This window comes from Paenibacillus sp. FSL L8-0333 (genome assembly GCF_037965665.1).
GTDB classification, from domain to species: domain Bacteria; phylum Bacillota; class Bacilli; order Paenibacillales; family Paenibacillaceae; genus Paenibacillus_AQ; species Paenibacillus_AQ odorifer.
On sequence record NZ_CP150186.1, the window covers coordinates 3,764,654 to 3,779,421 of the forward strand.

General features: G+C 44.0%; 13 protein-coding genes and 1 pseudogene. 2 read left to right on the top strand and 12 right to left on the bottom strand.

Annotated elements, in window-relative coordinates:
* Positions 1–122: 122 nt before the first annotated feature.
* The 8 genes from glp to NYE72_RS16845 form a co-directional block, all read right to left on the bottom strand.
* Positions 123–1,385, bottom strand: coding sequence for a gephyrin-like molybdotransferase Glp (glp, locus tag NYE72_RS16810; RefSeq protein ID WP_076179953.1), 1,263 nt, complete (start codon positions 1,383–1,385; stop codon positions 123–125).
* A gap of 168 nt (positions 1,386–1,553) precedes the next feature.
* Positions 1,554–2,060 (bottom strand): DUF4178 domain-containing protein, encoded by a 507-nt coding sequence (locus tag NYE72_RS16815; protein WP_076130052.1) that lies wholly within the window; start codon positions 2,058–2,060, stop codon positions 1,554–1,556.
* 14 nt (positions 2,061–2,074) lie between these two features.
* Complete coding sequence (locus NYE72_RS16820) at positions 2,075–2,479, bottom strand: DUF350 domain-containing protein (protein WP_036687618.1); 405 nt, start codon at positions 2,477–2,479, stop codon at positions 2,075–2,077.
* Between the two features lie 123 nt (positions 2,480–2,602).
* The gene (locus tag NYE72_RS16825) at positions 2,603–3,271 is read right to left on the bottom strand and encodes a PspA/IM30 family protein (protein ID WP_036687619.1); all 669 of its coding nucleotides are present in this window, start codon (positions 3,269–3,271) and stop codon (positions 2,603–2,605) included.
* A 70-nt stretch (positions 3,272–3,341) separates the two neighbouring features.
* Positions 3,342–3,680 (bottom strand): hypothetical protein, encoded by a 339-nt coding sequence (locus NYE72_RS16830; RefSeq protein WP_254924479.1) that lies wholly within the window; start codon positions 3,678–3,680, stop codon positions 3,342–3,344.
* A gap of 24 nt (positions 3,681–3,704) precedes the next feature.
* The gene (locus NYE72_RS16835) at positions 3,705–4,637 is read right to left on the bottom strand and encodes a dihydroorotate dehydrogenase (RefSeq protein WP_038571513.1); all 933 of its coding nucleotides are present in this window, start codon (positions 4,635–4,637) and stop codon (positions 3,705–3,707) included.
* On the bottom strand, positions 4,630–5,334 hold the full coding sequence (locus tag NYE72_RS16840; protein WP_076144768.1) for a dihydroorotate dehydrogenase electron transfer subunit: 705 nt from the start codon (positions 5,332–5,334) through the stop codon (positions 4,630–4,632). Before NYE72_RS16840 ends, NYE72_RS16835 begins: the two co-directional genes overlap by 8 nt.
* Positions 5,335–5,421: 87 nt before the next feature.
* Complete coding sequence (locus NYE72_RS16845; RefSeq protein ID WP_076141996.1) at positions 5,422–6,456, bottom strand: NADH:flavin oxidoreductase/NADH oxidase; 1,035 nt, start codon at positions 6,454–6,456, stop codon at positions 5,422–5,424.
* Between the two features lie 187 nt (positions 6,457–6,643).
* Between NYE72_RS16845 and NYE72_RS16850 the strand changes: the two genes are divergently transcribed.
* Positions 6,644–7,525: a polysaccharide deacetylase family protein gene (locus tag NYE72_RS16850; RefSeq protein WP_036687626.1), complete on the top strand. Its 882-nt coding sequence runs from the start codon at positions 6,644–6,646 to the stop codon at positions 7,523–7,525.
* A gap of 104 nt (positions 7,526–7,629) precedes the next feature.
* Here NYE72_RS16850 and NYE72_RS16855 read toward each other — a convergent pair whose 3' ends face one another.
* On the bottom strand, positions 7,630–8,286 hold the full coding sequence (locus tag NYE72_RS16855; protein ID WP_036687628.1) for a 3D domain-containing protein: 657 nt from the start codon (positions 8,284–8,286) through the stop codon (positions 7,630–7,632).
* A gap of 400 nt (positions 8,287–8,686) precedes the next feature.
* On the opposite strand from NYE72_RS16855, the gene ppk1 reads away from it, so the two are divergent.
* On the top strand, positions 8,687–10,801 hold the full coding sequence (ppk1, locus tag NYE72_RS16860) for a polyphosphate kinase 1 (protein WP_036687629.1): 2,115 nt from the start codon (positions 8,687–8,689) through the stop codon (positions 10,799–10,801).
* On the opposite strand, the gene NYE72_RS16865 is transcribed toward ppk1, so the two are convergent.
* From NYE72_RS16865 to NYE72_RS16875, 3 genes and pseudogenes are all read right to left on the bottom strand, one after another.
* Positions 10,749–12,278, bottom strand: a complete 1,530-nt coding sequence (locus NYE72_RS16865) for a Ppx/GppA phosphatase family protein (protein ID WP_036687631.1) — start codon at positions 12,276–12,278, stop codon at positions 10,749–10,751. The genes ppk1 and NYE72_RS16865 overlap by 53 nt on opposite strands.
* Before the next feature lie 161 nt (positions 12,279–12,439).
* On the bottom strand, positions 12,440–13,162 hold the full coding sequence (locus NYE72_RS16870) for an amino acid ABC transporter ATP-binding protein (protein WP_036687633.1): 723 nt from the start codon (positions 13,160–13,162) through the stop codon (positions 12,440–12,442).
* A pseudogene (locus NYE72_RS16875) lies at positions 13,149–14,612 on the bottom strand (ABC transporter permease subunit); the annotation flags it as partial. The gene NYE72_RS16870 and the pseudogene NYE72_RS16875, both read right to left, overlap by 14 nt.
* Between the last annotated feature and the right edge of the window lie 156 nt (positions 14,613–14,768).

Below are 14,768 nucleotides of genomic sequence, written 5' to 3' on the forward strand. Positions count from 1 at the left end.
TACCGTTGACCTAGCAATTCTATGGCGATTTCTGTGCGTGCGTGGATATCAAATACCTTTAATTACTCCAATACCTGCGGTGAAATTTTGTTCATCATCGATGGGCAGAGTACCATCCACATCTAGCCCCGAATCTCTCCTGGCAGCTTGATCACCGTTACCTTATCTCCGGCAGATAGCCCCTTTTCTTCTGGGGGTACAACTATCAAACAGTCGCTATCCTTGATCGTGACCGTTACGGAAGATTCATCAATGAGTGCCGGATAAGCAAACAAGCTGCCGTCTTTTATTTCTAAGCGAGCTCGCACAAATCTAGTAAAATTATTCACTCTTTTATAATCTGTACCGAGTGTAACGTTCCATTCCGGTAAAAAAGGCTGAGAAGCACTTTGCATCAGTGAAATCACAGGCCGTGCAAACAGTTGAAACCCAACGAAACAAGCCCCCGGATTCCCGGATAAAGCTAACAGCAGCTTACCACCTCTAACCGCAGCAGTAGTTACGCTTCCTGGACGCATCGTCACTTTGTTGAACAACATATTACCACTTTGTTCACGAACCAAGTCGCCCATGATATCATAATCCCCCACAGAAACGCCACCCGTTGTGATCACAAAATCATAAGTTTCCAGCGCCATCTGTACTTTACTTCTAGCCAGCTCCAGATCATCCACAATAGCGCCTAACATTACTGGAACACCCCCTGTCTCTTTGACTAGAGCTTCGAGCATAGGGGAGTTACTATTGCGGATTTTGCCAGGCTCCAGCGGCTCATGCACTTCCAGCAGCTCTGTTCCTGTGGCAAAGATGGCTACCTTGGGACGACGATAGACTTTCACGGTATGTAATCCAAACGCTGCAAGAACAGCTATATCCCCCGCAGAGATTAACCTTCCTGTTGGCAATACAAGATCACCTTGGCTTAATTCGAAACCTTGAGGTGTGATATTGCTGTTTGCTTCTAGTTTTTTTCGAATTCCAACGTAAGTCTTTCCTTCCTCTTCACGTCTCTCCGTGACCTCCAGCATCACCACAGCATCAGCCCCAACCGGTACTTGTGCACCAGTCATAATTCTTGCGGCTGTTCCCGGAGTTATATCTACCGCAGGCACTGCGCCACACGGAATATTATCCACAATTTCTAACCATACAACTTGTCCATTAACACAGTTACGGGTATCCCCCGCGATAATCGCATATCCATCCATACTAGATCGATTAAACGCAGGAAATGGGTGTGGAGCAATCACTTTTTCAGCCAAATAACGTCCACAACACTCATCTAGCGATACGTCTTCTGATTCTAGCGGATTGGCATATTTGATTATTTTGGCCTGAGCTTCTTTGACTTGCAGCGCTTCCCGCTGAAATTTATTATCCTTCATAAAGACCTCCGCTCTGAAACGTCGATTTTTGCTGTAATAGGTATTATTTTAACATGAGACCTCTTGAAGTAAAATTATAAACACAAAAGGCCACCATCCATGTTTATGGGCAGCAGCCTTTTCTACAATATTTTTTCCGGTATAGTGATCTATTACTTCTCTACTAGGCTAGGATGCTCTAATTACCTTTACATCCCCAGGGATTATTTTCTCCCCTTCATAAAGCATAAACCGTCCATGTTGCCACTCTACACGCAGTAGACGTGAATCATCTGATTGATATTGCCACACATGCTGCTCTCCACCATTCATAAATGGCGTCTGACCTGCAACAGCGACAAAACCTTCATATTCTTCCTCCAGGAAAAATGTATAGCCATCGAGCTCAAGAGTTGCTGGAACCTCAGCAGGATTATCAAGCCGCCCATCGATAGGTCTGTACAATCCATATTGCAGCTGTTCCCGCTCTTCTATATGAAGATAAGCTATCTGGCTTCCATCTCTAAGGGTCAGAACTACAGCATTACGGCCCCGATTATGTGTCCGGCCAGTGACTTCATAGGTGACAAGCGATACTTCACAAATGTCTCCGGGAGACAAATTAAGCATACTTTTTTGAACTTCCTGAGGCGCTGGCTTAGAGAAAAGGTTACCTATACGTTTCCACATACTCAACTTGATCGTTCCTCCTACATAAAGGCAGTAATAATTAAAGCACCCGTAATTTGCAGTGAACCTGATAGCAGGCCATATCCGATTTTACCAAGCTGTGTACCATGATCCAGATCCAGCTTCCCCCAATTTGCTAGTAGAAGCCGAACCGTTCTTTCTAGAATTAACAAAAGTAAAAATGATACTAACGAAATCAGCAACGCATCTAGCAAACTATTGGAAGCCGCTATCGATGAAGATAAAATGAAGGCCTGAGCTAGAAGCTTCATTACAAACCGTGTAGTCACCGCCATATTTCCAGCCTTTAACTCTTCTATATCGTTATAACGAGTAAAAAGTGAATCTATATACATCAGTACAAACAGCAACACAGCGCCGCTCACCGTCCACACGACCATGGACACCAGAATATGGAGATCCATTCTATAGCCCCCGCTTAATCATTTTGCATGCCTTTCATAAGCATAGATAAAGCGAAGAAGAAACGAATTTCTGTCTCTCCTTCGCCTGTGAACACCAGCCGTGAACCGGCTAAAGATCAAATGTTATTGCTTCTCGTATTGTTTCATCAGAGCCGCCAGTTCATCTTCAACCGCTTGATCTTTGTTCAGCTTCTCGAATTCATCATCCAGAGATTTATTGCCTGAACTCATCTCATTGCTGGCTTCAGCCTGAGCTTCTGCTTGCAGCATTTTATCTTCCATACGTTTGAGACCTGCAGACGCTGAATCGGAGCTAAATCCGCTCATTGCTTTGTTGATCTCGGTTTGAGCTTTGGCAGCGTTATAACGTGCGACCAAAGTCTCACGTTTGTTCTTCATTTGGGTAAGCTGTTTGCGCATCTCTTCAAGCTTGCCACGAAGGTTATCCGCAGAAGCTTTGTTCTGATCAAAGCTTGCTTTGTATTCTACCAGTTTAGCTTCAGCAGCATTTTTCTCTTCCAGAGCACGGCGAGCAAGGTCAACATTACCCGCTTGAGCTGCTGCATGAGCCTGTTGGGTACGTTTGTTAACAAGCGCTTCTTGTTCTTCATACAGCTGTTTGAATTTCTTCTCAATGGCGATTTGCGCCGCTACAGCTTTTTCTGCATCTTCTAAATCTTCGGTCATATCACGAATGTATTGATCTGTCATTTTAATCGGGTCTTCTGCTTTGTCAATAATCGCGTTCACATTAGACATGGTTAAATCGCGCAATCTTTTAAATATAGACATGGTTTCATTCCTCCAAAAGATAATTTAATTCCTCACATGCTATCTTTTACGTAGAATTGTCACTACCGTTTCATATTTGTTGCGCTAAATATTGATTTACTTTTAAATTCACAATTTCCACGACTTCCATAATACCTTCTTTCGTGAGATTGTCATAATGAATCCCCATCACTACTGTGACCGTCTTGTTCAGCGCTTCAGCTACTCTGATCGCAATGGGCTCGCTTATCGTGTGCTCTTTATGATGAGGAACCGCTGAAGTCAGTACTTTAACCTGCTCCCCCTCCAGATAAGCAGTACTCGTAGCACCAATATGCCGAACACCTCCACTAATTAAGAGCAAGAGATCACGTCCGACAGTCGTCGCCTTCAGCTCAATATCCTCAGGATCAATCTGGTTAGTAGTCAATAGTATTCCCCTCACTACTTCACTTTATATAATGCCCCGTATTTCCTCTAGTGATTGAATATTTTCTTCAACCATAAATTGCTCAAGCTCTGCAACTAGCTGACTACCTGCACGCAAGTTCATGAAATTATAAGTTCCCACTTGGATAACTGCAGCACCTGCCATAATAAACTCGATGATATCCGTTGCTGAAGTGATGCCACCCATTCCGATCACGGGAATCGTTACGTTTTGTGCAACTTGATGCACCATACGAAGAGCGACAGGCTTAATCGCAGGTCCAGACAATCCAGCATATAAGTTATTGAATACACTGCTTCTGCGGCGGACATCAATCTTCATTCCTGAGATCGTGTTGATGAGTGAGACAGCGTCTGCTCCCTCCTCCTGACACATTTGTGCCATTTCAACGATATTTTCGGCTCCCGGCGACAGCTTTACAGCGAGGGGCAGTTTAGTTGCGCGTCTAACAGCCTGTACTACTTTTTGAGCTTCTGAAGTTTGGATCCCAAACGCAATGCCGCCCTCTTTAACATTTGGACAAGAAATATTCAATTCAATCATGTCCACTGCTGTCTTACCTGCACTCGCACGAGCATCTGCATCCCGCTGAATCATCTCAGCACCAAGAACATAATCTTCAAGTGTGCCTCCACCCAGGTTGACCAAACGAGCAGTATCGAGTGTTTCCCAATAAGGGCATTCTTTATCTATAAATGCAGCTACACCCGGATTCTCGAGTCCCACACTATTCAGCATACCAGAAGCTGTCTCATATACACGAGTGCCGGGATTCCCCGCTTTCGGATTGAGGGTTAACCCCTTGCCAGAGATTCCACCCAGCAGAGACACATCATACAGCTTGCCATATTCACGGCCAAAACCAAACGTTCCAGAGGCCATTATAATTGGATTTTTAAAATGAACGCCAGCAATTGTTGTGTTCAACTTAGTCATGGAAAATCACCTCCTCAGAAAGAAACACAGGTCCGTCTGCACAGGCCTTCTTTTGACCATCACGGCAGGATACACTGCAGACCAGACAGGCTCCAATCCCACAAGCCATTCGGTTCTCTAGAGAAAGGTATACTTTCGTTCTAATGCCTGCTTCTTCAGCAGCAATGCCTTTACGTTGAGCAGCTTTAAGCATAGGGTGTGGGCCGCAGACAAAGACATGATCATATTGGCTGAAATCCACACTATCCAAAATTAAACCGCCAACATCGACTACAAGCTCACTTGCAAGTGGGCGAAACGCTTCTGTCCGGTAAGCTTCACGGCTAAAGCCCAAAAAGATATCACTCCCCGGAAGCTGCTTCGCACAATAATAAAGCGGTGCAATTCCGATCCCACCGCCGATGAGCGCAACCTTCCCTTCGACCTGTGGAAATCCATTTCCAAAAGGGCCCTCAAGCTCTACCGAATCACCTGAACCCAGCCGTGAGAATATCTCCGTACCTTCCCCAACTACGTGATACAGAAATTCAACACTATCCTCGTGTACTTCATGTATACTTAAGGGTCTGGATAGGATGGGGTAAGCTCCCCATGCCCGTAACATGTAGAATTGACCCATTGCTCCGCCACTATTCGTCTCTACCTTAAGGTGATACACACCATCTGTCAGCCGTTCGTTACTTAGAACCGTCCCCACGTTATCAAGCTCCTTCAAATTTTATCTTTATTAAGATTGCCTTAGAAGGAGCATAAAATCTGTGACAAACTTCACATCGAAAACGGTCTAGCCTCTTTTCCAAATCCCACGTTCATAAGGTTTAGGTACATCATGTACGCCACCAAGCGCTTCTTCAGCATGTAAAGCCCAATAAGGATCACTTAACATCCCACGGCCAATAGCTACAAGCTCCGCCCTTTTTTCTGCAATGATGGACTGTGCCTCAGAATAGGCTTCAAGCCGTCCTACCGCAATTACTGGCACTTGTAATCCACTGCGAATATATTCTGCCAGATCTGCTTGGTAGGCTGGGCCCGCATTAGGTCCACCATTAGAGCCAATGGGCCCTTCACCACCTGAAGACACATGGAACATATCCACTCCAGCATCCTTATATCGGCGGCAAAACTCCAGGGCATAGGCAGCATCATATCCACCATCAACATATTCTTTCGCGGATACCCTCATGATCAAGGGCATATCTACTGGCACTACTTCTCGGATTGCTGCAACTACTTGTTCTCCAAAAAGTGCAGGATCTTGTCCATATTCATCCTCTCTGAGGTTGGACAGAGGTGAATGAAACTGGTGAATTAAGTAACCATGCGCACCATGAATCTCCACAGTATCAAATCCTGCCTCCACAGCTCTACGAGCGGCATCACGAAAGGCTTCTATCATCTCAAGGATGCCTTCCTTAGAAAGCACCTGTGGCTGCTTAGAACGAGCATCAAAAGGAATTGCAGAAGGTGCAACCGGCGGCTCAGCATCGACCGCTTTACGTCCGGCATGCCCTAGTTGAATGGCTATTTTTGCTCCATAGGCATGTACACTATCTGTGAGCTTACGATACGCCTCTATATGCGTATCACTCCAAATCCCTGTATCCCGGTTCGTTATTCTACCGTCCGGATGTACTCCAGTCATCTCGACAATGATTAGACCAGTACCTCCAATAGCACGGCTTACATAATGAACAAAATGCCAATCATTGGGGATGCCATCCTCTTTATCCACCGAATACTGGCACATAGGTGGCATAACAATACGATTTTTCAGCGTTAAACCCTTCAATTCATAAGGTGCAAACAATTCTGACATCCTTGTCCCCATCCTTCCACCTGTCTATAATTGGCCCGGGAATATCCCGTTCTATTTAGTATACACGCATTAGTGTGTGCAAGAAATCTTTACCAGAGACCTTGAAGAAACGGCATAAATTCATCCTTCAATGGAGATAACAATGAAGAATATGGTGATGATCAGGTAGTAAAGGAGGCATTTGGGGATGTATGATCAACGGAGAGTCCAGAAACTGCTGGTAGTATTAGGATCAATCATTGTCCTGCTATTTCCAACCTCTTCAGCAGAGGTTGCTTCAGCTCCAGCTCAGAATCAGAAGTCCTCACAGGATCAAATTAAAAGTACGCAGACCACTGACGAAGACAAGGCGATATCTGCGGGAACTTCTACTACAAATAATTCAACGAGCAGCAACAATAAGAACACTAAGGGCTTGTCTCTGAGTCAGCTATTACACAAATATCCCGAGACCTTTAAGACCAGCGGTCCTCGGAATAAAGTCATCGCCTTAACTTTTGACGATGTGCCTGACCCAAGGTTTACACCCCAATTGCTAGATGTTCTTAAAAAATATCATGTCAAAGCAACCTTCTTCGTGGTAGGAAGCCGAGCTGAGAAACATCCTGCTCTAGTGAAGCGGATGATTAGAGAAGGACATGCTATTGGAAATCACTCTTATGACCATCCTCAGTTTGTGAAGCTGAAGATGCATGATTTCAGATCACAGATCATTGAGACCGAGAACATTATTCAAACCTTAGCCGGATATAAACCACGCCTGATTCGTCCACCCTATGGAGATATCTCTGAGCAACAATTGAGATGGGCAAAAAATCATGGTTATAAGCTCGTAAATTGGAATGTGGATTCGTTGGACTGGAAGGGACTTTCCAAAACTCAAGTTAGAAATAACATCTTAGCTAATGCAGGAAAAGGAGCAATTATCCTTCAGCATGGTGGAGGTGGGCCGGGTAGTGATCTTAGTGGAACGATTCAGGCTTTACCTGAGGTAATCACGATTATGCGTAAACGCGGCTATTCTTTCGTTACCGTGCCTCAATTGCTGCAGGTCTCTAAAAATAAATAAATAAATAAGAAACGGAGGCAGCCGCTAAGGACTCCCTCCGTTTCTTATTTAACCTATTTAAAACCATTCCATATCTCTGTATAAATCTCTATATTTTTAGCTAGCTATTTAACAATGTATAATTGTACATATTGATAACCAAAATCCGCTACAAAGCTTTGGCTGCCTGGAATAAAGATATCGATGCGGTTACCTTTAATGGCACTTCCCATATCGGTTGCAGTAGCCAGAAAAGCTTCTTTAGGCAATCCTGAGTGTGAATGGCCGGTAACCAACACTTTTGTTCCAAGAGGAATTACACTTGGATCAACCGCAATGGTTCCTAGCTTAAGTGGGTTTCCAAAATAATCAACCGCACCCCAGCCTCCATTCTCACTAGCCGCTGAGGAATAAGCAGAAGCCTTAACTTGTATCGTTTTCTCATAGTTAAATGACTTGCCCCATGCTTCAACTGTTTTTGATTCTGGAGTAACATTCAGGCTTGGGGTAAGCACTGGAGTTTCTGTCGTAGCTACAGCTTCTGCTTGCATTTTACTAGGGATCGTTATTTTAAGTCCATCGTAAATATTAAGAGCTGCAACGTTTGGATTAGCTTTCATTAGATCATTAACACCGACATTGTATTGTTGAGAAAGAGTATAGAAAGTATTGCCTTCCTTTGCAATATGAACGCTGTCTGCAAAAGCAGGAGCGGTGTGCAGCAATGCACTAATTCCCATAACTGCAGCAAGGGTTTTAATGGTTCTGAACTTGTTCTTCATAAATGCCTCCTCTTTAGATGGGCGTAAGCGGTATGACTTCCGTATACGCTCGTGTACATTTCCTGTACTTATGTACATCTTGTGTGATGTCCTGATGTATTGTTGTCTTTTGTAAAACTGACAGGACTTAATATATCACAATTTTGTAACCTATGCGTATGTAATTGTTACCATTCTGAAATAACATGTTTAATTATTGTCTTTGATTCATTAAGAAGTTAACATAATTTTTATTATGTTAACTAATTAGCGACAATCATATCCTATTATATAAGATAATTAAATAATATTCTTTGAGATTTTACATAGATTTAACATTTCGTGCCTCATCCAATAGTAAAATGATAGAATATGATAAATAGATTTGAGATACAGACATCGAAGCATATTTGGAGGTCCCATGAATACAGAAGAGATTAAAAACAACCAAAGCAGTCCAGCCACTGCTTACCTCAATAGGGATTTGAGCTGGATCGAATTTAACCGCCGTGTACTCAAGGAGGCGCAGGACCCTGATAACCCTTTAATGGAACGTGCCAGATTTCTGGCAATCGTCTCGAGCAATCTGGATGAATTCATAAGCGTTCGCGTAGCGGGAATTCAAGATCAGATCCGGGCGGGTTATACTAAAAAAGATTTCACAGGCTACACCCCTTCCGGGCTATATAAACGCCTCATCAAACGCGTAACCAAAATCATTGCCGATCAATACCGGACATTCCGTGATATTTCGCGGAGTTTGCATAAAGAAGGCATCGTATTTGTGGATTATAAGGATCTTACCCATGCCCAAGAGCAGTCCATAGAACAGTATTACCGGGATATCATCTATCCTGTACTTACGCCAATGGCTGTTGATCAGAGCCGGCCGTTTCCACTCGTGCACAGCCAGTTTATCTACCTAGCTGTTGTTCTTACTCGTAAGAATGGCCTTGAAGAGGAGCCTTATTTTGCTATCCTGCAAATTCCTTCGAATCTGCCAAGATGTATCCCTCTTCCACACCGCTCTAATAGTAAGAAAAGACAATTTGTATTTATTGAAGATGTGATCCGCCATCACATTCAAACCTTATTCAGCGGTTACGAACCTGTTGCGGTTAGTGAGTTTCGTTTGACTCGTAACTCAGATCTTACAATCGATGAGGAAGGTGCCGAGGATCTGCTGGAAGAGATCGAAAAAGAGCTGCGCAAGCGTCGTCGCGGGGTGCCTGCTCGTCTGGAGGTACAAAAAGGTATCCATCCCTATGCTCTTGAGCAGCTACAAGCTGAATTTGAGCTGGAGGACTTCGTATTTGAAATAGAAGGTCCGCTCGATCTGGGCTTTCTTCGTAATTTTGCCGGAAGCTTAAAAGGTTTTAGTTACTTGAACTATCCACCTATTGAGCCGGTCTACCCTGCTGAATTTCAAGAAAACGAGGATTTCTTCGAGGTGCTGCGTGAACGGGATGTATTAGTCTACCACCCTTACGAGTCTTTTGATGCGATGACAGACTTTATCATTCAAGCTTCAGAAGATGAGCAAGTGATGGCTATTAAAATGACCTTATACCGCGTCAGCGGAAATTCTCCACTTATCACTGCACTAGCCAATGCTGCGGAGTCTGGCAAGCAAGTTACAGTGGTTGTAGAGTTAAAAGCCCGATTTGATGAGGAACGGAACATCGCTTGGGCACGCCAGCTTGAAAAATCAGGCTGTCATGTCGTTTATGGTCTGATCGGACTCAAAACGCATGCCAAAGTGACCTTGATTGTCCGCCAGGAAGGCCCTGAACTGCGTCGTTACGTGCATGTAGGCACAGGAAACTATAATGACAGTACAGCCAAGGCTTACACGGATCTCAGTCTATTCACCGCCCAAAGCGATATCGGACTGGATGCTTCCGAGCTGTTTAATCAAATGACTGGATATTCGGCTAATTTTGACTGGCATTCCTTCATTGTAGCGCCAACGAATATGAGCTTATCCCTGCAAAAGCTAATGATGCGTGAAGCTGAACATGCGCGGGCAGGCAGACCCGCACGCATAATCGCCAAGATGAACTCACTCTCTAATCAGCAAGTGATCGACGATTTATATGGCGCAGCCCAAGCCGGTGTCTCCATTGACTTAATCGTGCGAGGGGTTTGCTGCCTACGTCCGGGAATAGAGGGCTTAAGTGAAAACATTACAGTACGCAGTATCGTAGACCGTTTTCTGGAGCACTCCCGGATCTATTATTTCGAAAATGGCGGCAAACCTGAGGTGTATTTATCCAGTGCCGACTGGATGACTAGAAACCTAACCCGCCGGATTGAGCTGATGTGTCCTGTCAGAGACAGCGGCATCCGTAAACAGATCGTCAAGATTCTAGAGTTGTCTCTACAAGATAATGTTAAAGCCAGCTTCTTGCAGGCTAATGGATATTACGAACAACCAGACGACAAAAAGGCCCCTTTCCGGAGCCAGTTTGCTGCAATGGATGTTACACGTTGGAAGGGAAGCCGAGTTTTACCTTCACCGCCCAAGCATTCTTAAATGCTTTTATCGCGTTCTCAATGTCCTCTAGGCCAATTAGCAGTGACGATGCGCCCTCTAAGTCCAGATGAAGCGTATTGCCGTGCAGATTGGCCTTCAGGCCGCTTACAATTCCAATCTCCGTGCTGTCCAGCGCAATGCTAAGCTGGACAAGCGATCCGAGCTTATGAATCCACTCTTCGTCGGATGGCAGCAAAATGTCCTTATGTTGTTGGGACAATTTCTGCTTCCGGCTTTTTGTGCTGTATGAGGCAATCATAGCGCAAAGAATAAGCTGACGGTGGGTAAGTCCACGAATCGGTGAATTCATCAACCAATACAAAGTATGTCGTTTGGATTGGTAATAGTTAATATTCGTTCCCGTACGATGCAGCATGATGGACACATAGATTAACATCTCGTGCTCTGCTCTATTCGATTCATCTTTAAATGCGTCAAACAGGCTGAGCGCTAGCTTGTTGATATGATCTAAATACCGTTTAGAGGTATGAATATCAAAGCGAATGATCGTGTTTAAGCTATATTCCAAAGCACTAGCACGCACTGGCTGCTCCGGCTCCAGCAGATCATGCAGCAAACCTTCTCTGAGTCCTTCCCCGCTGATCACCGCCTCACTCGCCCCAATATACTGATACACCGTATGGAAAATAATCAACCCGGATACAATGATATCCGCCCGACTCTTAGATAGTCCTTCTAAATCCTTACGTTTTTCGTAAGGCATTGAAGGTAGGGTGTTCATAAAGTGCTCGATCGTCTCACTGGTCATCGTATAGCCATGGGAGTTAGGCAATGAGTATGCTCGTGTCTTCTGATCCAGCTTCCCTAAAGAACGAACCGTCCCTCCTAAACCGAATAAAGGAAGACCAGCTTTGGCATTTAGCCAATCATGCTCAACCAGCCTGCCCAGAACAAAGGTCTGCAGCTTGTGAATCTGCTCATCGCTCCAATTCCCACCTTGGCCAAACATTAGGTTGGTATTTACTGCCCCAAACGGGAAAGAAATGCTGTGTTGATAACGCCGCTGACAAAAAAGAGTGATTTCAGTACTCCCGCCACCAATATCAATGACATAACCATCCTCTACATTAAAGGCATTAATAACACCCAAGAAGCCATAATATGCCTCCTGGTGGCCACTGATCACCTCAATCGGAATGGAAGAGGATTGTGACAAAAAGCTTATTATTTCGCTTGAGTTAGCTGCATTACGAATAGCTGCCGTTGCACCCGCCCGAATGGTTTCCACTGCAAAAGCATTGCAGATTTCCTTAAACTGCCGCAAGACCGGAACAATCGTTTCCATGTCCTTTTGTTCCAGTCTATTCTCCTTCGTAATCTTCTCACTAAGGCGAGCGGAGTACTTACACTCCTTGATGATCTTATAGCCTCCTTCGCGCGTTGTATCATAAATTACAAGACGAATGGAGTTCGAACCAATATCAATAATGCCTATCCGGCGTAGATCATCTCTCATTATGTATGTACTCCTTTTCCTGTTGATTGACTGACCATCTATTATACATGGTTTACATAAATAAATGAACTCAGTCCCAGCGATATATCCCCACATTACCCTCAGGACCCTATAACAAAACGGCCACCGGATACTTGTCCAGGGCCGTTTTGACGAATTCTTTATAATACTTTACTTAAAAAATCCTTAGTCCGAGCATGTGTAGGATTACCAAATACTTGTTCAGGAGTACCCTGTTCAACGATTACCCCGCCATCCATAAACAGAATGCGGTCACCCACTTCACGGGCAAAACCCATCTCATGTGTAACAATAACCATTGTCATTCCGTCTTCGGCAAGCTTTTTCATAACCTCAAGTACCTCTCCTACCATTTCCGGATCAAGCGCTGAGGTAGGCTCATCAAAAAGCATCACATGCGGCTGCATGGCTAATGCACGAGCAATCGCAATCCGCTGCTTTTGTCCACCGGACAATTGAGCTGGATAAACATCCTTTTTATCTTCAAGCCCTACAGTCTTGAGGAGCTCCATTGCGAATTTATCGGCCACAGCCTGTTGCTGTTTTCTTACTTTAATCGGTGCGAGTGTAATGTTTTGCAGAACAGTTTTGTGCGGAAAAAGGTTGAACTGTTGAAAAACCATCCCCATCTTCTCACGCGTTGCATTGATATCATGCTTCTTTGAGGTGATCGATTCCCCTTCAAAAGTGATCTCTCCACCTGTAGGCTGCTCCAATAGATTCAAGCAACGCAGAAAGGTACTTTTTCCCGAACCACTGGGCCCGATTACAACGACAACCTCACCCTTTTTAATCTCCAAATCGATTCCCTTGAGAATCTCCAGCTTTCCATAATGCTTCTGCAGGTTCTTAACGGCGATCATCGGTATTCAGCCTCCTTTCGAGTCTACCTAGGATCTTGGAAAGCGTAAATGTTAGAACAAAATACATAAAGGCAGCAATCACGAGTGGTGTCATACCATCATACGAAATCGTTGTAACCGTACGAGCTTGAAACATCAAATCCGTTACTCCGATAAATGAAATAATTGATGATTCCTTGATAATGGTAATGAATTCATTACCGATTGCCGGAAGTACACTTTTAAGTGCCTGAGGAAGTACAATATGACGCATTGTCATCCCTTGTTTCATTCCAAGTGAACGTGCGGCCTCCGTTTGTCCACGATCGACACCCTGAATTCCGGCGCGAAATATTTCTGCCAGATAAGCAGAACTGTTAATGGAGAGTGTAATCGCCCCGGACTGAATCGGAGTAAACTCAATCCCAAACGTCGCCAGCCCGTAATGGATGAGAAACAGTTGCACAAGCATTGGAGTGCCCCGCAAAAATTCAACCCAAGCAGTGGCTAAGAAACGTAACACTCTCCATTTTGACATCCGTAGTAGAGAGACGATAATCCCAAGAATGAAGCCAAAAAAGACACCAAGAACAGCAAGAAGCAAGGTATATTGTAATCCAGTCAAGAAAAGATCACGATAATCATAAGCCATTCTAAATAAAGTAATATCCAATATCTTATCCCCCTATCTCCAAAAAAATAGAAAATAGCAAAGTTCCGCTATTTTCTGTAATACACATACAATTTACTTCAGCAGACCTAAAACAATATCCATTCCTTACTTCGTGCTTTCAGCAAGCTCACTGGCTGCCGCTACATATTCATCAATCTTACCTTCTGATTCTAGACGTTTAAGTGTTGCATTTACTTTATCTAGAAGCTCTGTATTGCCTTTTTTAATACCAATTGCGTATCCATCATCTTCTACTTCAGGCTTAGCATCGGTAATTACAAGACCCGCTAAATTCTTAACAAAAGATTTGGCTACAGGTCCTTCAATAATTGCTGTATCGATACGGTTAGATTGCAATTGCAGAACGATCTCGGAGATTTTACCAAGAGAAGTGATCTTTGCGCCTTCAATCTCTTTGGCGATTTCTTCTTGAATAGAGCCTGTCTGTACACCAATTTTGGTGCCCTTCACCGCGTCCATAGTAGCGTATTTATCTTTATCTGCTTCGCGCACTACAATAGCTTGCTCTGCTTTGTAATAAATATCTGAGAGTTCAACCGCTTTTTTGCGTTCTTCAGTCGGGCTAAGACCGGAAATCACCATATCTACACGTCCACTGGACAATTCGTTAAGCAGTGAATCAAAAGGCAGATCCTTAACTTCAAGCTCAGCGCCCATGTCAGCAGCAATTTCCTTAGCGATGTCGATATCGAAACCTACGATAGTATCTTTTCCGTCCACTACTTTATGGAATTCGTACGGAGGAAAATCTGCACTTGTTCCCATAATCAGCTTTTTAGTAACTGCACCGGAATTTGCATTACCACTAGCAGCGGTATCATTATCATTTTTATTTTGACCGCAGCCTGAGAGCAGACCTACCGCTAATACCATTCCTAAACTAAGTTTACCCCATTTGTTCATTTCTATATCTCCCCTATTCATATGAAAAAA